We start from the raw sequence: 19845 nt of genomic DNA, 5'->3' as shown, positions 1-19845 counted from the left end.
CAGAAAGGTATTTGAATGGATATTGCAGCGTACATGGCTGAGGTCGGGCAACAGGCCCGTGCAGCGGCAACTGGAGTGGCTTGTTCGACCACCGCCGTGCGTAATCAGGCGCTCCTGGCGACGGCAGAGACCCTGGATGCAGCCCGGGAAGAGCTGGCCCTCGCCAATGGCAAGGATCTGCAGCGGGGCCGTGAAAATGGCCTGGATGCGGCGATGCTTGACCGGCTGGAGCTGACACCCCAGCGAATCGATACCATGATTGAGGGCCTGCGCCAGGTGGCGTCCTTGCCGGACCCCATCGGTGCAATCACCGACATGGCCTACCGCCCCTCCGGCATTCAGGTGGGCAAGATGCGCGTTCCGCTGGGTGTCATCGGTATCATCTACGAGTCCCGCCCTAACGTGACCGTAGAAGCTGCCAGTCTGTGCCTCAAGTCGGGTAATGCCACCATTCTCCGGGGCGGTTCCGAGTCCATTCATTCCAACCAGGCCATTGCCCGCTGTCTTTCCGAGGGGCTTGCGAACGCAGGGTTGCCCGAGAATGCGGTGCAGGTGATCAAGACAACGGACCGCGCCGCGGTGGGTGAGCTGATCACCATGCCGGACTACGTCGATGTGATCGTGCCCAGGGGTGGCAAGGGATTGATCGAGCGTATCAGTCGTGATGCCCGGGTACCGGTTATCAAGCACCTCGATGGCGTATGCCATGTCTACATCGACAGCCATGCCGACCCGGAAAAGGCGCTGAACGTGGCGATCAATGCCAAAACCCACCGGTACGGCACCTGTAACACCATGGAAACCCTGCTGGTCGACGCCGAGATCGCCGAGGATATCCTGCCGCTGTTGGCTCAGGCTTTTGTTGAGAAAGGCGTGGAATTGCGTGGCTGCGAGCAGACCCGGGCTATTGTCGAGGGTGTGAGCGAAGCCACTGAGGCAGACTGGGAGGCCGAATACCTGGCCCCGGTGCTGGCGGTTCGTGTGGTTGACGGATTGGATGGCGCTATTGACCACATTAACCGGTACAGCTCCCAGCATACCGACAGCATCATCACCGAGAACTACACCCGGGCACGTCGGTTCATTACTGAAGTGGATTCCAGTTCCGTAATGGTCAATGCCTCAACGCGCTTTGCCGATGGGTTCGAGTATGGTCTGGGAGCTGAAATCGGGATCTCCACCGACAAGATCCATGCGCGGGGGCCAGTGGGGCTCGAGGGGCTCACATCCCAGAAGTACGTAGTGTTCGGTGACGGACATATCCGGACCTGATGCCCATGCATGTGATTTATGGCGGGACCTTTGATCCGGTGCACCATGGCCACCTCAGGCTGGCCCTTGAAATCAGTGACTGTCTCGGGGTGGAGTACGTCAGCCTGGTGCCCTGTCATATTCCGCCGCACCGGGGGCAGACCGGGGCGTCTTCTGGCCAGCGCCTGGAGCTACTGAGACTGGCTGTGGCCAATGAGTCCCAGTTACGGATTGACGACCGGGAACTGGCACGAGAGGGGGCCTCCTATACGGCCGACACCCTTCGTCAACTCCGGGCGGAGCTTGGTCCGGACGAGCCCCTGGTCATGGTGGTTGGCACAGACGCATTCGCGGGGTTCGACCGCTGGCGGGAGTGGCAGCAGATCCCGGAGCTGGCCCATGTGGTGGTTGTTCGCAGGCCAGGTCCGGCGCTGGCCCCTTCTGGCGAACCGGCCCGGCTGCTGGCGGAGCAAGGCGTGGGAGGTCCTGAGGCCCTGCACGACAGCCCCTGTGGCCACTTTCTCGAGCTGGATCCGCCGCTTCTTGATATATCCGCCACCGGCATACGTGAGCGTATTGGTGACGGCCGTTCACCGCGTTACCTGATACCCGACCAGGTCTGGACAGAAATTCGTCGCCAGGGGCTCTATGGTGCATGCCCAGACGGGAACTTTTAGTGCTACAATCGCGTCTGAATATGACATTTCGGGCGGCCATACCGGCAAACGCCCGTCCAACAGGGTGATTATGCAGGCAGAGCAACTGAAAGATCTGGTAATTAATGCGCTTGAAGATGTTAAAGCACAGGACATCAGCGTGATTGATGTCCGTGACCGCACCAGTGTCACCGACTTCATGGTTCTGGCATCCGGAACGTCCAACCGACATGTAAAATCCCTCGCCGACTCTGTTGTTGTCGAAGCCAAGGAGCAGGGTGTTCGTGCGAGCAATGTTGAAGGCGCTGGCGTCAGCGACTGGATTCTTGTGGACCTGGGCGATGTGGTTGTTCACGTGATGATGCCTGCCACGCGGGAGTTTTACGATCTGGAGCGCTTCTGGCGCGATGCTCCGGATCTTGGTGTTGCGGGCAGCGAATAATCATGCGGTTACGCCTGATCTGTGTGGGGCAGAAAATGCCCGACTGGGTCAGTACCGGATTTGGAGATTACGCCCGCCGCATGCCGCCGGAGCTACCCGTGGATCTGGTTGAAATTCCTGTTGCCCACCGGGGCAAGAATCCCGACATTCCCAGACTGATGCAGCGAGAAAGTGACGCTATCCTGGCGGCCACCAGTCCGAAAGATCGGGTGATTGCGCTGGAGGTCGGAGGTCGACCCTGGTCGACCGAAAAACTCGCAGCGCAATTGGAAAACTGGCAACAGGATGGCCGCGATGTCAGCTTTTTGGTGGGCGGCCCCGATGGCCTGGCCGACGATTGCCGGAAGCGGGCCGATCAGCAATGGTCGCTGTCGCCGCTCACTTTGCCTCACCCCCTGGTGCGTATTGTTCTGGCAGAACAGCTGTACCGGGCCTGGTCGATCACCCGCAATCACCCGTACCACCGGGCCTAGAGGTTAATCATGCCATGGGGTGAGTTCAAGGATACGGCGGCAGAACGCCGGCTCTTCCAGCGCCGAACCTTGGTGATGCTGGTGTTCGTGATGCTGGCGGTTGGTGGCCTCATCGCGCGCATGTATCAGCTTCAAGTCGTCGAGCATGAGATATATACCACCCTCTCAGACAAGAATCGCGTGCAGGTCCAGTCGGTGCCGCCTCCCCGAGGGCTGGTTTACGACCGCAATGACACCCTGCTGGCGGAGAACCGGCCTGTTTTCAGTGTGACGCTTGTGCCCGAACGGGTTCAGGGTATGGACGATACCCTCACTCAGCTTGACAGTATCCTCGAGATCTCCGAAGAAGACCGGGAACGGTTCCAGCGCCGGCTTCAGGAACCCCGTCGTCCATTTCAGGAAATTCCCCTGAGCTACGACCTGAATGAACAGGAGATGGCCCGCCTGGCGGTGCATCGCCACGAGCTCCCCGGGGTGGAGGTCAGGGCCGAGCTGGTTCGTTTCTACCCTCACAGTGAACTGACGGCCCATGCCCTGGGCTTTGTTGGTCGTATCAACCGGGACGAGTTGCAGCGGATCGATCCGGTTAACTATGCCGGTACCAACTACATTGGCAAGTCCGGCATCGAACGCTTCTATGAGGAAATCCTCCACGGTGAAGTCGGCTATCAGCATGTTGAAACCAACGCACGGGGCCGGACTCTCAGGGTGCTGGAGCGGGAGAATCCGGTGCCCGGAGAAGATCTCCAGCTGCACATGGATTTAAGGTTACAGCAGCGAGCTCACGAGCTTCTGGATGGTCGTCGCGGTGCCATCATTGCTATTGAACCTGATACCGGTGGCATTCTTGCGTTGGCCAGTGTGCCGGGTTTTGATGCCAACAAATTCGTTACCGGTATCAGCGTCAACGACTACCGGGAACTGAGTGAGAGCAAAGACAAACCCCTGTTCAATCGAGCCTTACGCGGTCAATACCCTCCGGGCTCAACGCTCAAGCCCATGCTTGCGGTCGCCGCCCTCGACAGTGGCGCGACTACCCGGGATTACACCATCTGGGATCCGGGGCATTTTCGGCTGAATCAGGGCGGCCGGGTCTGGCGCGACTGGAAGCGGACGGGGCACGGCTGGGTCGATCTCAAAGACGCTGTGGCCGAATCCTGTGATGTCTACTTCTACGAGGCTGCGGTCGAGATGGGCGTGGATACCATGCACAGCTACCTGTCTCATTTTGGTTTCGGGGAAGACGCGACGCTTGATGTCTCTGGGGCTCTGAGTGGCTTGCTTCCTTCGAGAGACTGGAAAAGGGCAGTGCGCAATGAACCCTGGTATCCGGGAGATTCCGTGAACCTGGGTATAGGTCAGGGATTCATGCTGGCGACACCGTTGCAACTGGCGACGGCGACCGCTCTCATCGCCAATCGGGGCGAGTGGGTCGAGCCGAGGTTACTGAAAGATATCAAGGGGGATCGCCCGGTCGAGGAGTTCCTGCCCGCCGAAACCCACGAGCCGCTCAAGTTGAAGAACCCGGATGACTGGGAGTATGTGGTGGAAACCATGGTTGAAGTCATGCATGGAACGAAGGGCACTGCCCGGGGTGCTGGCCGCGGTGCTCCCTATAAGATGGCAGGCAAGACAGGAACTGCCCAGGTCTTCAGTCTGGCAGAGGATGAAGAATACGATGAGGAAGAAATCCGCGAGCGGCTCCGGGATCATGCGCTTTTTGTAGGTTTTGCGCCGGTGGATAACCCGAAAATTGCCGTCGCCGTGATTGTCGAAAACGGCGGCAGTGGCAGTGGCACCGCGGCACCGGTTGCGCGGGCGCTGTTTGACTCCTGGTTACTGGATTATGGGCAGGGGGATAGCGCATTGGTCAGCGGTGTCGGCGAGGTGGCGGACTGATGGCGTTCAAGGCGTTACTGGATTCAACCGCAAGCAACCCTCTTGGCCGGCACCGGAGCATCTGGACCGCGCTGCATCTGGACCCAATCCTGTTACTGCTGTTGCTCCTGCTGGTTTCCGGAGGGCTGTTCGTGCTATACAGCGGCGCCGACCGCAACCTCGAGGTCGTCAAGGCGCAGGGCATCAGGCTGGGCGTGGCGTTTGTCGTGATGCTGGTGTTTGCCCAACTTGATCCCTCGGTGTTCCGGCGTTGGGCGCCGTGGCTTTACGCAGCCGGCATTGTTGCATTGATTGCAGTCATTCTGGTGGGCGTCGGTGCCAAGGGCGCCCAGCGTTGGCTGGCGATACCTGGATTGCCACGATTCCAGCCGTCGGAATTGATGAAACTGGTGGTACCCATGATGGCAGCGTGGTACCTGTCCCGGCATTTCCTTCCGCCCAGGTTTCGGCATGTGGCTGTCGGGCTGGCCATTGTCCTGGTGCCCATGATCATGATCATGCAGCAGCCAGACCTGGGGACCTCCTTGCTGGTGGGCATGGCGGGTATCTTCGTGGTGTTTTTCGCCGGCATTAGCTGGAAACTGATCACCGCGTTCGTGGCCATGGTGTCCGTGTCGGCTCCGTTAATGTGGTTCTTCGTCATGAGGGAGTACCAGAAACAGCGGGTGCTGACACTCCTGGATCCACAAAGTGATCCTCTGGGGGCCGGCTGGAACATCATCCAGTCCAAGACGGCCATCGGTTCCGGGGGAGTGGATGGCAAAGGTTGGCTGCAAGGGACCCAGTCACACCTCGAGTTTCTTCCGGAGAGCCATACCGACTTTATCGTTGCGGTACTGGCGGAGGAATTTGGGTTTGTCGGAATGCTGATCCTCATGACGGTGTATTTCCTGATAATCCTCCGTTGCCTGTACATTGCGGCCACGGCTCAGGATTCCTTCAGCCGTCTTCTGGCCGGCGCCCTCACCATGACTTTCTTCATCTACATCTTTGTGAATGTCGGGATGGTCAGCGGACTGTTACCCGTCGTTGGTGTGCCTTTGCCTCTGATCAGTTATGGTGGAACTTCGGGCGTAACACTCATGGCGGCGTTTGGCGTCTTGATGTCTATTCACACTCATCGGCGAATGATTGGCGCCTGACCTGGCTCTCACAATCATGGCAGTCGGGTAATGGTGATTCCGGCGGAGAACCCGTTACAATAATGGGGATGTCGCCGGGAATCTGATTTCGGTGGCTAATGTGGTCAAGAGGAACTCCAGACAGTGAACTGCAAGCCCTCATTTTCTCTCCTGCTGGCGCTCGTTGCGGCGATGATTCTCAGCGGCTGTGCGTCAGCCCCGGAAACGGACCATTCGTCACGCTATACCCTGGCGACCGACAGGGCGCCCGCGGGCAACTTTGATGTCTCCGGGCTTGACGATGCGGTGCCCGTTTACGAGGCTCCCCGCAGGGCAGGCAATAAGTCACCCTACAAGGTCTGGGGCAAGCAGTACCAAGTGCTCGACAGCAATGACGGCTATGTGTCACGGGGCACGGCGAGCTGGTATGGCGAGAAGTTCCATGGCCACAAGACTTCCAATGGCGAAACCTTTGACATGTATGCCATGTCTGCCGCACACAAATCCCTGCAAATCCCCGGTTATGCCCGGGTAACGAATCTTGATAATGGCCGCTCGGTGATCGTCCGGGTCAACGACCGTGGGCCCTTTCACGGCGACAGAATCATTGACCTGTCCTACGCCGCTGCCAAAAAGCTGGGTTACCAGGCCCGGGGCACAGCACGGGTGGAAGTCGCCGCTATTACGGTCAGGCCGGACGGAGCCATGTTCATTGCCGGTGAACCCTTTTCTCCCGGAGACTCGACCGGATACTCTGAAAGCAGGGTGAAGGCCAGCGGTGACATGGCGATGACCAACCGGTCATTGTTTGTACAGCTGGGTTCCTTCAGCAGCCGGGATCCGGCTGAAAAGTTGCTGAGCCAGGTTAGGGCGGTGCTGGAGAATCCGATGCGCGTGCGGGCCGTTGATACATCTTCAGGGCGATTTCATCGGGTTCAGGTTGGCCCTTTCAGTAATGAGGACAGCGCCAGGCTAACCCAGAGCCTGTTGGAAGCCCGTGGTTTCGATCAGTCCATCCTGCTGACCGATACGCACTGAGCGCGGCGAACAAGATACCGATATAAGAAACACACTTAACGACGAATGAATGGACCCATGGCCTTAAACTCTGCTTTTCGAACTCTGTCTTTTGTCTTTGTGCTGATGCTTGCCCTGACAGGCAGGGCAATGTCCCAGTCGGTACTGATTCCGTCGCCGCCGCAGATTGCCGGCACCTCTTATGTTCTGATGGAACCCAAGAGCGGACGAATCATCATGGAGGAGAACAGCCACGAGCGTTTGCCTCCGGCAAGTCTGACCAAAATGATGACGGCCTATATCGTCGAGCGGGAGCTTGACGAGGGCCGCATCGCCATGTCAGATATGGTGCCAGTCAGCGTGAATGCCTGGAAGACCGAAGGTTCCCGCACCTTCGTCCGGGAAGGCACCCAGGTGTCAGTGGAGGATCTGCTCCGAGGGGTAATCATTCAGTCGGGCAACGATGCCTCCGTGGCACTGGCGGAATTCGTTGCCGGCAGCGAAGACGCCTTCGTTGATATCATGAACCAGCAGGCCCAATTGCTGGGCATGAAAGACACCAACTTCGAAAACGCGACCGGTCTGCCTTCGCCGGATCACTTTTCAACGGCATATGACCTGGCCATACTGGCGCAGGCAATCATCAATGATTACCCGGAAAACTACCCTCTGTACGCCGAAAAGCACTTCACCTATAACAATATCCGCCAACCGAACCGGAACAGCCTGCTCTGGCGTGATGACAGCGTCGATGGCCTGAAGACCGGTCATACCGAGGAAGCCGGTTACTGTCTGGTTGCCTCTGCCAAGCGCAACGACACCCGCTTTATTGCCGTCGTCATGGGGACCAGCAGCTCGGAAGCACGGGCGCAGGAAATCCAGAAAATGCTGAACTACGGTTTCCGCTACTACGAGAGCGAACGCCTGTTCCGGTCCGGCCAGGAACTGATCGAAGCCCGTGTCTGGGGTGGCCAGGCTGATCAGCTTTCAGTCGGCATGACCGAAGACGTCTATGTCACCATACCCCGGGGGTCGCGAAACGATCTGGAGTCCACGGTAGACCTTGATTCTGTCATCAAAGCACCCATCAACGTCGGGGATGAGCTGGGACGGGTCAAGGTGTCCTATGACGGTGAGGTACTGGTTGATCAGCCGGTGCTGGCCCTGACCGAGGTTCCCGAGGGTGGGTTCTTCAAACGCATCTGGGATGCCATCAAGCTCTTTTTCGTTCAGTTATTTCAGTAGGGTGATGTTGATCCCGGGGAGTAAAACGGCATGAGTCAGCCGAAAGCACCAAAAATTGAGTTTCCTTGCGACTACGTCATCAAGGTTATCGGCAACGCGGCACCTGATTTCACCGAGTTCGTGGTTGAGGTTGTGGAGCAGCATGCGCCCGGGATCTGTGAAACCGACATCACGGTTAACGACAGCAGTAAAGGCCGGTTTTCCTCCGTCCAGCTCAAGATTGTGGCTACCGGGGAAGCGCAGCTCAAAGCCCTGTTTGAGGATCTCAAGGCCAGTGGCCGCATACACATGGTGCTCTGAGCCCGATGCCTGACGTGATTGTCCGATCCCTGGGGGTGCAGCCCTATCTGGAGACCTGGGAGGCCATGAAATCGTTCACCGCCGAACGGGATGGCAGTGTGGCGGACGAGCTCTGGTGCCTTGAGCATCCCCGGGTTTACACCCAGGGCCAGGCGGGCAAGGCCGAGCACATCCTGGCCCCGGGCGATATTCCGGTGATTCCGGTTGATCGGGGCGGGCAGGTGACCTACCACGGACCCGGTCAGTTGGTGATTTACCTGATGATCAATCTGAGTCGCAAGAAACTGGGTGTACGGTCTCTGGTGGATGAGATTGAACAGGCCATCGTCCGTATGCTTGCAGGATTGGGCGTGGAGGCAGCTCCGAGACCGGACGCCCCGGGCGTTTACGTGGGCGACGCCAAGATTGCCTCGCTCGGACTGAGGGTTCGCCGGGGTTGTTCCTTTCATGGCCTGGCGCTGAATGTGGATATGGACATGGAGCCCTTCCAGCGCATCAATCCTTGCGGCTATGCCGGCATGGCCATGTGCCAGGTGCGGGACTTTGTTCCGGGTGTAAACCTCGCTGACGTGCAGCAACGGTTGTCGGAGCAGCTTGTCAGCGGCCTTTCCCACCAGGACGTCGAGTTTCGCGACGGTTGGTAATTCAGGCAGCGGCTTCGTTCTGGTAACCGCACACCCGGTTTCGCCCCTCAGTTTTGGCCTGATACAGGGCTTCATCTGACCGCTGCAGCAGGCGGTCGATGGATTCCGAACCACGGATCGACGCCACCCCCACACTGATGGTTGCCTGAATCAGGCCCTGCTCCGTGCTTACGGATCTGGCGGCAAAAGCTTCACGGATCCGGTTTGCGGATGCCAGCGCCTCCCAGGTATTGGTTTCGGGCAGCAGAACCAGGTACTCCTCACCGCCCCATCGGGCCAGCGTATCAACTTTGCGGCATTGTTGCCGAAGGGTCCTGGCCACCAGAATGATCAACTCGTCACCCACATGGTGCCCGTAGTTATCGTTAACGCTCTTGAACAGGTCAATGTCCATCAGCAGCACCGAAAAGGGCCGGGCGTTGCGAAGATAGCGCTGATACTCGATGTCCAGTTGCTCAAGCGCTTCGCGGCGATTGGCGAGGCCGGTCAGGGCATCGTGCTTGGCGGCATACTCGAATTCCGCGGCCAGCTTCAGCAACCCCAGTTTGCTGCGTCGACGGCTCTGGTCAAGGATGTAACAGGTGACCATTTCAAAACCCAGCACCGCTATCATGGTAATTCTGAAACTGGTGCTGTGCGGCGGCTCAAACAGGAAATCCCCCAGCGGGCTGAACAGGAAAATGACGGCGGCGAACCCACCACAGCAGGCGAGCACCCCAGCCCGGGATTCGCTGATGTAGAAAATGATGGGCGGGTAGGCAAAGAGCCAGATAATGGCGGAGCCGTCCTCCACGGCATGGAGGGCCAGATAGGTGAACAGCACCGTGATCAGGGTAATGAAGCCCCGGCGTTGCAGAGTTTTGTTGCCAAATAGCAGATAGGTTACAGAATTGATCGCCAGAAGAATGGCGAAGGATATCAGCAGCGGCGGCGTGATCGGATCGTTCTGCAGGCTCGAGCGCCAGGCAAAGAAAAATAGCAGGGGAACGGCAACGGTGGTCAGCCAGTTGATCAGGATCGGGACAGGAATCTCGCCCTTGACTCGGAACTGAGACAGCTCCGTGTCCGGCGTTTTTCTTGCGGATTGCGGCATTTTCAGATCTTGTTCTTGTGATAGTCGTTGTTGGACCTTACGTATCTAGAAATAGTAGACCGGTTTCCCGGCGGAAACTGTGTCGAAACGTAAACGATCCGGTTGTGCAGATGTAAACCGGCAACGGTGCTGGCGCATTGGCCCCGTGGCCGCGGCAATCCGGTCGACTCGGTTAGGTCAGCTCCCCTGACTATCCGTATAATGGTGTAAGCCGCCAAACGTGGTGAAATTCTCTGATCCGAACAGGTCACTATGTCTTCCAGACGTTCAGGAAATTCGGTTTCCCGCATCAAGACAGGCAGTTTCGAGCGCAGGCTGAGTCTGACCCGTGCCGGATTGTTTGCCGGTACCCGTATGGCCTCACACATGGCAACCAACTGGTTCAGCACTCGGGAAAACCGTGAAAAGCGTCACCGCGCCATGCTTTCGAGCCAGGCGCGGTTCCTGGTGGATGAACTGGGCAAGTTGAAGGGCAGCGTGGTCAAGATTGGCCAGGTTATGGCTCTGTATGGCGAGCATTTTCTGCCCGAGGAAGTCACCGAAGCGCTCCACACACTGGAAGATCAGACCACCTCTCTGGAATGGCCGGCTATCGAGCGTGTGCTGAAAGACGAGCTGGGCGCGGACCGTCTGGCGCAACTGGATGTAGAGCCCGAGCCTATTGGCGCTGCGTCGCTGGGACAGGTCCACCGGGCCTGGCGCCGCAGTGACGGCCTGGAGCTGGTGCTGAAAGTGCAATACCCCGGCGTTGCCGACGCCGTAGACAGCGACCTGAATGCTGTCGCCCAGTTGCTGCGAGTGGCCAGGCTGGTCAGTTTTGGCCCCGAGTTCAATGACTGGCTGGAGGAAGTCCGGCAGATGATGCATCGCGAGGTGGACTATCGCCTTGAGGCGAAGACCACCGAGAAATTCCGCAACATGCTGGCATCGGACCCGAGGTTCATTGTGCCCAGGGTCTTGCCGGAGTTCTCAACCGAGCATGTTATTTGCTCAACCTACGAACACGGGCATTCGGTCAGTTCCCAGTCGGTCAGGGACCTCCCGCTGGAACGTCGCAGTGCCCTGGGCAAGGCTGCCCTGGAGCTGTTTTTCCGGGAGTTGTTCATCTGGGGCGAAATACAGACCGACCCCAACTTCGGCAACTACCGCATCCGGATTGCCGGGGAGGAAGGAGATGACCCGGGGTATGACCGTATCGTCCTCCTCGATTTCGGCGCCGTGCAGTCCTACTCGGATGACTTTCTCGAACCGGTCATCCAGATGATCAGGGCCTCATACGAGAATGATCTCGACGCGGTAATCGATGGTGGCGTGAAACTGCGTTTCATGAGCACAGAGTGGCCGGAGGAGGTACTGGAGAAGTTTGGCCAGGTCTGTATGTCGGTGCTTGAGCCGCTCTCCAGCGACAAGGATTCCTGGCCGGACTATGCAGTTAACAGCCATGGCCAGTATCGTTGGAAGCAGAGTGAACTGCCGTCACGTGTGGCGCGTCAGGCGGCCCGGTCGGCGATCAGTCGTTATTTCCGGGTGCCCCCGAAGGAGTTCGTGTTCCTTAACCGTAAACTGATCGGGGTCTACACCTTCGTTGCGGTCCTGAATTCCGAATTTAACGGCGAGCCGCTGCTTCGGAAATACCTCTACGGTGAAGGTGATGATGCACCGGACGCCTCCGCGACGAGCCAGAGCACAAAGGCGTAGCGGGCCCCCTTGCCAATTCCTACCAGTACCACAAAATTGAGCCACGGCACGCGCATGATCCCGCCAACCAGGGTCAGCGCGTCGCCACCCAGAGGCAGCCAGCCCATCAGCAGTGACCACTGGCCATAACGGTTAAAGCGGTTCCTCGCCTTGTGCAGCTGCATTTCGCTGACCGGAAACCAGCGTTTATGCTTAAAGCGATCCACCTGCCGGCCGATAACACCATTAACGACCGAGCCCAAGGTGTTACCGAGCGTTGCCCAGAACCACAGCCACCACCAGGAATAACCCTGTGTTATCAGCGTGCCAAGCAGAACTTCCGAGTAGGCGGGTAGCAGCGTGGCAGCGGCGAACGCGGTCAGAAATAGCGTCAGGTAGGCCACCGGCCCCTCCGTGCTTTCAAATAGAATGAACTTCCAACTCCCCGCACGTCCGCGTTCACCATGAAACAGTAATCGCTCCGCTTCAAGCTCTACGCCCTCGTTGTGTCCCTGCTCCTGATAATGGGCATCAGTATTGTGGTGACTGCCCAGCTATCCCTCAGAGATATGGAGGAGCGGTTGACGGTCGAAACCCGGGGGCACGGTGCAGGGTATTGTGATGGATCAGCTCGGCGCAACCGCTGGCATCCCGCATGCGGGAATCCACCGATGAAATCAGCACCATGATCGACGGTCTCAAACAGGATGTGAACGCTACTGTCTCGGTGATCCAGAGCGGCGTTGATCGCGCCACCTCGGCGATGCGGCCAACGATCTCCGGGAACTTGCCGGTCGGGTCAAGGGTAGTGGTCAGGCCCTGGACAATGAGGTGCAGGTTCTGGAGCGTGAGCTGAGCCGCCTCAGGACATGATGGGCGGCTACTATGGTGGCGATTCAAAGCATCAATTTTAAATTAGCTTGTGCCGTGCCATCATTCAGCCATAGGATTTCAGTCCCGAAACATACAGCCAGAGACTTTAGGGAGGTGTTTATGGAGCAGGTCACGATTTATGGCCGCTCAAGTTGTGGTTTCTGTGTTCAGGCAAAGCGCCTGTGCGAGGCCAGGAACATTCCCTACGTCTGGGTCGATATGATCGAGAAGGGCATGAGCAAGCAGGATATCGCGGACAAGATTGGCCGGCCGGTTTATACCGTGCCGCAGATTCTGGTGGGCAACCAGTACGTGGGTGGGTTTGATCAGTTCTACGCCTATATGCGCGATCAGCAATCGGAGCTGGCCCGCTAATCATCTGCGTGTAGTGTCTGAACAATGAAAAAAGCCTGACAGAGATACTCTGTCAGGCTTTTTTGCTTCCCGATACGCTGTTCGCTCGGTTACAGCTGGAAGTCGGTCTTCAGCTTCTTCTCGGTCAGCGAGTTCTGGAGTTTGGCAACACGCGGCAGGCCATTATCGAATGGCGGGAAACTCTCACCGGCAATCAGAGGTTCCAGGTAGTCCCGGCAGTCCTGGGTGATACCAAAGCCATCGTCGGTGATGAAGTGAATCGGCATCTTCTTCTCCTGGTTTGCCACTTCGCTCAGCGGGGCCTCACCGATCTTCCAGACGTAAGGTTTGCCCTGTTCGCGGACGATGGTGGGCATCAGTGCCTGCTTGCCCTCCAGAGCCATTTCCACGGCTGCCTTGCCAACAGCATAGGCCTGCTCTACGTCGGTGGCAGAGGCAATGTGTCGGGCGCTGCGCTGCAGGTAGTCTGCAACTGCCCAGTGGTACTTGTGGCCCAGAGCCTGCTTGACCATGTTGGCCAGAGCCGGGGCAACACCACCAAGCTGGGTGTGGCCGAACGCGTCCTTGGCACCGGCGTCCGCGAGGAAGCGACCATCTTCGTACTGGGCACCTTCGGAGGCCACGACAACGCAGTAGCCGTATTCCTTCACACAATGTTCCACGCGTGCCAGGAAGGCGTCCCGATTAAAAGGAATTTCCGGGAACAGGATAATGTGGGGCGGTTCGCCCTCACCCTGTCCGGCCAGACCGCCGGAGGCGGCAATCCAGCCGGCGTGGCGCCCCATGACTTCCAGGATAAACACCTTGGTGGACGTTTCGCACATGGACTTGATGTCCAGGCTGGCTTCCAGGGTTGACGTGGCAATGTACTTGGCAACTGAGCCGAAGCCGGGGCAGCAGTCGGTGAAGGGCAGATCGTTATCTACAGTCTTCGGCACGCCAATGCAGGTGATGGGGTAGCCCATCTTGTCGGCGATCTGGGAGACCTTGTAGGCAGTATCCTGGGAATCCCCGCCGCCGTTATAGAAAAAGTAGCCAATGTCGTGGGCCCGAAACACCTCAATCAGGCGCTCGTATTCGCGACGGTTCTCGGAAATGTTCTTGAGCTTGTGGCGGCAGGAGCCAAAGGCGCCTCCAGGGGTGTGAATCAGTGCCTGGATGGCATCGTCGCTCTCGAGGCTGGTATCAATCAGCTCTTCCTTCAGCGCCCCGATAATGCCGTTGCGTCCGGCAAACACTTTGCCGATTTTGTCCGGATGCTTGCGGGCGGTCTGGATGACGCCACAGGCACTGGCATTGATGACGGCGGTGACACCGCCGGACTGAGCGTAGAATGCGTTCTTGATGGCCATCTCGGGCTGGAGCCTCCTGCTGGTTCGACAATGCCGCCGATGATACGCCAATCGCCTGCAATTTTCATGAGCAGGATTGCGGATAGCGTGGCTCTTGACGGGGTGGGGCGGATACGGGAGGCTTGTCGGGTTTCAACTCAGAGGGCAGTTGCCGAATGCACATTCATATCCTCGGAATTTGTGGCACTTTCATGGGCAGCCTGGCCGTTCTGGCCCGGGAACTCGGCCACACGGTGACAGGCTCCGATCAGGGCGTTTATCCGCCCATGAGCACCCAGCTGGAGTCTCAGGGTATCGGCCTGATGGAAGGGTATAGCCCGGACCACCTGGAGCCGAAGCCGGACCTTGTGCTGATCGGCAACGCCATGTCCCGTGGCAATCCGGAAGTCGAAGCGGTGCTTAACCGCAATATTGACTATATGTCCGGGCCCGAGTGGCTGAGCCGTGAAGTGCTCAGGCACCGCTGGGTAATGGCGGTGGCCGGAACCCATGGCAAGACCACGACAACCTCCATGCTGCTGTGGATACTGGATCAGGCCGGGCTTGAACCGGGATACCTGGTTGGCGGTGTCCCCCGGGACTTCCCCGTGTCAGCGCGCCTCGGCAACAGCGACTTCTTCGTGATCGAGGCGGACGAGTACGACAGCGCCTTCTTTGACAAGCGCTCCAAGTTCATCCATTACCGTCCCCATACCCTGATCCTGAATAATCTGGAATTTGATCACGCGGATATTTTCGAAAACGTCGAGGCCATTGAGCGACAGTTCCATCACCTGGTGCGGACCGTCCCTTCCCAGGGCCTGATTATCCGTCCGGCGGTGGACGGCCATCTGGATAATGCTCTGGAAATGGGCTGTTGGAGTTCGGTGCAGGACACCGCTATTGGCAGTGAGACCCCGCGCATGTCGGACTGGCGGGCAGAGCTGCTATCGGAGGACGGCAGCCGGTTTCTGGTGATTCACCACGAACAGCCGGTGGCGACCCTGAAGTGGGACCAGACCGGTCTTCATAATGTCCGCAATGCCCTGTCTGCCATTGCGGCCGCCCGCCATGTGGGTGTCACCCCGGATCATGCGGTGGCAGCCCTGTGCCGGTTCTCCGGCGTCAAGCGGCGAATGGAGTTGCTGGCGGACATAGACGGCGTACGTGTGTATGACGACTTTGCCCACCACCCGACCGCCATTGCCACCACCCTTGAAGGCTTGCGGAACCAGGTGGGCGAGGAGCCCATCCTGGCGCTGATTGAACCGCGATCAAACACCATGAAGCAGGGCGTTCATCAGCAGACACTGCTGGCCAGTGCGGAAACTGCAGACCGGGTTCTGTGGGCCAACCTGAACGATATGAACTGGCTGCCGGAGTTGATTACCGGTTGGCAGGACCTGAATGCCGGGTCTGATCGGCACCGGGTGGAGGCTACGGTTGAGGATTTGCTGGCACGCACCCTGGAAGATCTTCCCAGCCCCTGCCACATTGTGATCATGAGCAACGGTGGCTTTGGCGGTATCCACAGTAAACTTATTGCCGAGCTTGAGCGTATTCGTGGCTGATTCGGCGCAACCAGCGACTTCCTCTGACTGACAAGTGGCGATATCCATGACCAATGACCAGAACCGGCCTTCAACCGTCAACCTGGCCTTCACCGGTGCGTCCGGTGCCCAGTATGGCCTGCGCCTGCTGCAGTGCCTGGTGTCAGCTGGCTGCCGGGTCAATGTGATGGTGAGCCGGGCCGCGCAGGTGGTGATCGCCACGGAAACCGAACTCAAACTGCCGGGAACTCCGCCGGCGATGCAGGAGACTCTCTCGGCCTATGCCGGCGCGGAACCGGGCCAGGTTCTGGTGTTTGGTCGCGAAGACTGGTTTGCGCCGCCGGCCTCCGGTTCCGGGGAGAAAGCGCCGCTGGTGGTTTGTCCCTGCAGCACCGGCACGCTCTCGGCCCTGGCGACCGGTGCCAGCAACAACCTGATCGAACGGGCCGGTGATGTGGCCCTGAAGGAACGGCGCCCGCTGATTCTGGTGCCCCGGGAGGCGCCTTTCTCCGAGGTGCATCTGGAGAACATGCTCAAACTGACGCGCATGGGTGCCGTCATCATGCCGGCGAGTCCCGGCTACTACCACAAGCCCCAGTCGATCGAGGATCTGGTGGATTTTATTGTTGCCCGTATCCTCGATCATCTGAACTTGCCCCAAGACCTGATGCCCCGCTGGGGCGAAGCCCGCGCCGAGGATAAGCGCAAGGGCTGAGGCCGCCCGGGGCGATGGTTTTGGCCAGCCCGATTGATGCTTTTCATCATTGAGCAAACCGGGCTCCGGGCAGAGACTTGGTGAACGACAATCACAACACAGGTTATTCACCGAGGTTCACCATGATTCCACGCACTCTCTTCGACGCCGACCTTGAAGGCTTTCGCGATTCTGTCCGCAAATTTCTGGAACAGGAGGCAGCGCCTTACCATGATCAGTGGGAGAAAGACGGCCAGGTTAGCCGCGAGCTCTGGCAGAAAGCTGGTGAGCTGGGTTTCCTTTGCCCTTGCCTGCCGGAAGAGTTTGGTGGTGTAGGCGCGGATTTCCGGTACAGCGCGGTGGTGATTGAAGAGGTAGCCAGTGCCGGCTTGACGGGGATAGGCTGGGGCCTGCACTCTGATATTGTTGCGCCTTACGTGCTCAACTACGGCTCCGACGAACTCAAAAATCACTATCTGCCCAAACTGGCCAGCGGTGAGATGATCGGCGCCATTGCCATGACTGAACCGGGTGCCGGCTCGGATCTGCAGGGCGTGAAAACCACGGCGGTGAAAAACGGCGACCATTATGTGCTTAATGGTTCCAAAACGTTCATCACCAACGGCCAGCTTGCCGATGTGGTTATTGTTGTTGCCAAGACCGATCCCAAGGAAGGCGCCAAAGGCATCAGTCTGTTCATGGTGGAAACCGCGTGGGAAGGTTTCGAGAAAGGCCAGAACCTGAACAAGGTTGGTATGAAGGCCCAGGACACCTCCGAGCTGTTCTTTCAGGATGTGAAAGTGCCTGCAGGAAACCTGATTGGTCCAGGTGAGGGACAGGGCTTTTTCCAGCTCATGCAGGAACTGGCGGCCGAGCGTCTCCAGGTGGCCCTGGGTGCTGTGGCCGCGGCTGAAGCTGCCTGGCAATGGACCCTGGATTACGTCAAGGAGCGCAACGCCTTCGGCAAGCCGGTGATTGCGTTCCAGAATACCCGCTTCAAGATGGCGGAAATGAAGGCGGAAATTACCGCTGCCCGGGTGTTCACCGATCGGTGCCTGGAGCTGCATCTGGATAAGAAGCTCGACATCCCCACCGCGGCGATGTTGAAGCAGCTCACCACAGACCTGCAATGCAAGGTGATGGATGAGTGCGTGCAGCTTCACGGTGGCTATGGTTACATGTGGGAGTACCCGATTGCCCGGGCATGGGCAGACTCACGGGTGCAGCGCATCTATGCCGGCACCAATGAAATCATGAAGGAAATCGTCGCCCGTTCATTCTGAGCAGGGCCCGGGGTTCTGGCCAGATGGGCGGTCGAAGGCAGTGCCAGCACTGCCCGTTCTTCTGGATCAGGAGACGCAATGATGGATAATCAGTTGTCTGGAGAATCCAGCCAGGAAGTGACCAGCCTCGAAGGGCTTGCACCGATGGCAGACTATTCGCTGATGAATAGTCTGGCCTGCGATCCTGATGCCACTCCCGATGGCGTTGACTGCAAGCCGAGGGAGGTCTTTTCAGGGCATTACGTTCCGGTCAGGCCAACGCCCATCAAGACCCCCGATTACGTCGCCCACAGTGAAAGTTTGTTCCGAGAATTGGGCTTTGCAGACAGCCTGGCCCGGTCTGATGATTTTATCCGGATGTTCTCCGGAGACCTCTCACTCGTGCCGGAGCCCATGAGCAAAGTCGGTTGGGCGTGTGGCTATGCGCTCTCCATCTACGGCACCGAATACACCCAGCAGTGTCCGTTTCAGACTGGCAACGGCTATGGCGACGGCCGTGCCATTTCGGTACTGGAAACGGTTATCAACGGTCGACGCTGGGAAATGCAATTAAAGGGCGGGGGACGGACGCCATACTGTCGCGGCGCCGATGGACGCGCCGTTCTGCGCTCCAGCGTCCGTGAATTCCTGGCGCAAGAGCACATGCACGCCCTGGGTGTGCCGACCTCGCGATCACTGAGTCTTTATGTCTCGAAAACGGAGAGGGTGCGGCGTCCCTGGTACTCCGAGGGCTCCCATTCCCGGGATCCCGACCAGCTTATTTCAGAGCCGGTTGCCATTTCCACCCGCGTTGCCCCTTCCTTCATCCGGGTTGGCCAGCTCGAACTCTTTGGTCGCAGGGCCAGAAAGCAGGAGCACGCTCGAGCGATCGAAGAACTCGAACAGCTGGTGCTGCACCTGATTGATCGGGAGTACAGCGGGGTCATTGACCAGACGCTCGCGACTCCCGCGAAAGTCGTCATGCTTGCAAGGGAGTTCCGCGGCCGCCTTGCCTCGCTGGTGGCGAACTGGATCCGCGTCGGCTATTGCCAGGGCAATTTCAACAGCGACAACTGCGCCGCTGGCGGCTTCACACTGGACTACGGACCTTTCGGCTTCTGCGAAGTGTTTGAGCCGTTTTATCAACCGTGGACCGGTGGCGGGCAACACTTCGCTTTCCTGAATCAACCGGCGGCCGCTGAGCAGAACTTCAAGAGTTTTTGCTCGGCCTTGCGGCCTCTGCTCAATGGCCATGAAGACGAACTGGCTCAACTCGACGAGATTCAGAAAGGTTTTCCGGAGGTGATGCGGGCGGAAATGCAAAGGATGTGGTCAGCGAAACTGGGGCTGAAAGGTTTTGACGCCGAACTCTTCCGGGAGCTGATGATGCTGATGAGCCGAACCCCGGTGGATTACACCATTTTCTTTCGTGAGCTGTCCTCGGTACCCGACGATATTGAGCCAATAAAGCAGAGCTTTTACAGGTCACTGGATGAAGCAGGTGGAGCTGATTCGGAAGGGCTGCTCAAGCGCTGGTCCGAATGGCTTGCCAAGTGGAAGTCCCAGATTGGAATCGACGGAGCGGGCGACGGTTCCCGGCTCCGCGAGGAGCTCTCCCAAAACATGAAACTCATGAACCCGAAATATACCATGCGCGAGTGGTTCGTGGTCCCGGCCTATCAGCAAGCTGCCGAAGGTGATTACCTGCCACTGAGGGAACTGCAAAAAGTATTGCTTCAACCCTATGACGAGCAATCGGATCGGGTTGAGCATCGTTTCTACCGGCTAAAGCCCCTCGAGCTGTTCGATCTCGGCGGGTTTTCCCATTACAGCTGCTCGTCCTGAGCTGTTACCAAACTTCACAAATTGCCAAGCCTATCAAGGTCTCCGGCCATCACTTCCCCTAAAGAAGCGGCACAACCTCTAACAAGGACAAACGGTT

The 19845-nt window shown here is 58.4% G+C and carries 20 protein-coding genes; 16 read left to right on the top strand and 4 right to left on the bottom strand.

Features of this window, described 5'->3' with window-relative positions:
• Positions 1–15 precede the first annotated feature (15 nt).
• The 10 genes from CFT65_RS16710 to lipB all read left to right on the top strand — a co-directional run bounded on the left by CFT65_RS16710 (position 16) and on the right by lipB (position 9048).
• Positions 16–1272, top strand: a complete 1257-nt coding sequence (locus CFT65_RS16710) for a glutamate-5-semialdehyde dehydrogenase (RefSeq protein WP_088829171.1) — start codon at positions 16–18, stop codon at positions 1270–1272.
• Between the two features lie 5 nt (positions 1273–1277).
• Positions 1278–1928 (top strand): nicotinate-nucleotide adenylyltransferase, encoded by a 651-nt coding sequence (nadD, locus tag CFT65_RS16705; RefSeq protein WP_088829598.1) that lies wholly within the window; start codon positions 1278–1280, stop codon positions 1926–1928.
• Positions 1929–1998: 70 nt separating this feature from the next.
• Entirely contained in the window at positions 1999–2349 is a 351-nt protein-coding gene (gene rsfS / locus CFT65_RS16700) for a ribosome silencing factor (RefSeq protein ID WP_088829597.1), read from the top strand.
• A 2-nt stretch (positions 2350–2351) separates the two neighbouring features.
• A complete protein-coding gene (rlmH, locus tag CFT65_RS16695; protein ID WP_088829170.1) occupies positions 2352–2822 on the top strand; it encodes a 23S rRNA (pseudouridine(1915)-N(3))-methyltransferase RlmH in 471 nt (156 codons plus the stop codon).
• Positions 2823–2831: 9 nt separating this feature from the next.
• The gene (mrdA, locus tag CFT65_RS16690; RefSeq protein ID WP_088829169.1) at positions 2832–4721 is read left to right on the top strand and encodes a penicillin-binding protein 2; all 1890 of its coding nucleotides are present in this window, start codon (positions 2832–2834) and stop codon (positions 4719–4721) included.
• Entirely contained in the window at positions 4721–5863 is a 1143-nt protein-coding gene (gene rodA / locus CFT65_RS16685) for a rod shape-determining protein RodA (RefSeq protein ID WP_088829168.1), read from the top strand. Before mrdA ends, rodA begins: the two co-directional genes overlap by 1 nt.
• A 123-nt stretch (positions 5864–5986) precedes the next feature.
• Complete coding sequence (locus CFT65_RS16680; RefSeq protein WP_088829167.1) at positions 5987–6880, top strand: septal ring lytic transglycosylase RlpA family protein; 894 nt, start codon at positions 5987–5989, stop codon at positions 6878–6880.
• Positions 6881–6937: 57 nt separating this feature from the next.
• Entirely contained in the window at positions 6938–8104 is a 1167-nt protein-coding gene (locus CFT65_RS16675) for a D-alanyl-D-alanine carboxypeptidase family protein (protein WP_088829166.1), read from the top strand.
• A 30-nt stretch (positions 8105–8134) separates the two neighbouring features.
• On the top strand, positions 8135–8404 hold the full coding sequence (locus CFT65_RS16670) for a YbeD family protein (protein ID WP_088829165.1): 270 nt from the start codon (positions 8135–8137) through the stop codon (positions 8402–8404).
• Between the two features lie 5 nt (positions 8405–8409).
• A complete protein-coding gene (gene lipB, locus CFT65_RS16665) occupies positions 8410–9048 on the top strand; it encodes a lipoyl(octanoyl) transferase LipB (protein ID WP_088829164.1) in 639 nt (212 codons plus the stop codon).
• Position 9049: 1 nt separating this feature from the next.
• On the opposite strand, the gene CFT65_RS16660 is transcribed toward lipB, so the two are convergent.
• Positions 9050–10141, bottom strand: coding sequence for a GGDEF domain-containing protein (locus CFT65_RS16660; RefSeq protein WP_088829163.1), 1092 nt, complete (start codon positions 10139–10141; stop codon positions 9050–9052).
• A gap of 252 nt (positions 10142–10393) precedes the next feature.
• Between CFT65_RS16660 and CFT65_RS16655 the strand changes: the two genes are divergently transcribed.
• Positions 10394–11839, top strand: coding sequence for an ABC1 kinase family protein (locus tag CFT65_RS16655; RefSeq protein WP_088829162.1), 1446 nt, complete (start codon positions 10394–10396; stop codon positions 11837–11839).
• On the opposite strand, the gene CFT65_RS16650 is transcribed toward CFT65_RS16655, so the two are convergent.
• On the bottom strand, positions 11779–12222 hold the full coding sequence (locus tag CFT65_RS16650; protein ID WP_088829161.1) for a YqaA family protein: 444 nt from the start codon (positions 12220–12222) through the stop codon (positions 11779–11781). The genes CFT65_RS16655 and CFT65_RS16650 overlap by 61 nt on opposite strands.
• 157 nt (positions 12223–12379) lie before the next feature.
• The gene (locus CFT65_RS19070) at positions 12380–12718 is read right to left on the bottom strand and encodes a hypothetical protein (RefSeq protein WP_172408506.1); all 339 of its coding nucleotides are present in this window, start codon (positions 12716–12718) and stop codon (positions 12380–12382) included.
• Between the two features lie 93 nt (positions 12719–12811).
• Between CFT65_RS19070 and CFT65_RS16640 the strand changes: the two genes are divergently transcribed.
• On the top strand, positions 12812–13066 hold the full coding sequence (locus CFT65_RS16640) for a GrxA family glutaredoxin (protein ID WP_008176407.1): 255 nt from the start codon (positions 12812–12814) through the stop codon (positions 13064–13066).
• An 89-nt stretch (positions 13067–13155) separates the two neighbouring features.
• On the opposite strand, the gene CFT65_RS16635 is transcribed toward CFT65_RS16640, so the two are convergent.
• Positions 13156–14418 (bottom strand): 6-phosphofructokinase, encoded by a 1263-nt coding sequence (locus CFT65_RS16635; RefSeq protein ID WP_088829160.1) that lies wholly within the window; start codon positions 14416–14418, stop codon positions 13156–13158.
• A gap of 155 nt (positions 14419–14573) precedes the next feature.
• Between CFT65_RS16635 and mpl the strand changes: the two genes are divergently transcribed.
• From mpl to CFT65_RS16615, 4 genes are all read left to right on the top strand, one after another.
• Positions 14574–15968: a UDP-N-acetylmuramate:L-alanyl-gamma-D-glutamyl-meso-diaminopimelate ligase gene (mpl, locus tag CFT65_RS16630; protein WP_088829159.1), complete on the top strand. Its 1395-nt coding sequence runs from the start codon at positions 14574–14576 to the stop codon at positions 15966–15968.
• 46 nt (positions 15969–16014) lie between these two features.
• Positions 16015–16662 (top strand): flavin prenyltransferase UbiX, encoded by a 648-nt coding sequence (locus CFT65_RS16625; RefSeq protein ID WP_088829158.1) that lies wholly within the window; start codon positions 16015–16017, stop codon positions 16660–16662.
• Between the two features lie 122 nt (positions 16663–16784).
• Positions 16785–17924 carry an acyl-CoA dehydrogenase family protein gene (locus CFT65_RS16620; protein ID WP_088829157.1) on the top strand — a complete coding sequence of 380 codons (1140 nt, stop codon included), beginning with the start codon at positions 16785–16787 and terminating at the stop codon, positions 17922–17924.
• Between the two features lie 81 nt (positions 17925–18005).
• The gene (locus CFT65_RS16615; protein ID WP_088829596.1) at positions 18006–19748 is read left to right on the top strand and encodes a protein adenylyltransferase SelO; all 1743 of its coding nucleotides are present in this window, start codon (positions 18006–18008) and stop codon (positions 19746–19748) included.
• Positions 19749–19845 lie beyond the last annotated feature (97 nt).

The sequence above is a fragment of the Marinobacter sp. es.048 genome, from assembly GCF_900188435.1.
Lineage (GTDB): Bacteria > Pseudomonadota > Gammaproteobacteria > Pseudomonadales > Oleiphilaceae > Marinobacter.
This window is presented reverse-complemented; position numbering and strand designations above follow the sequence as displayed.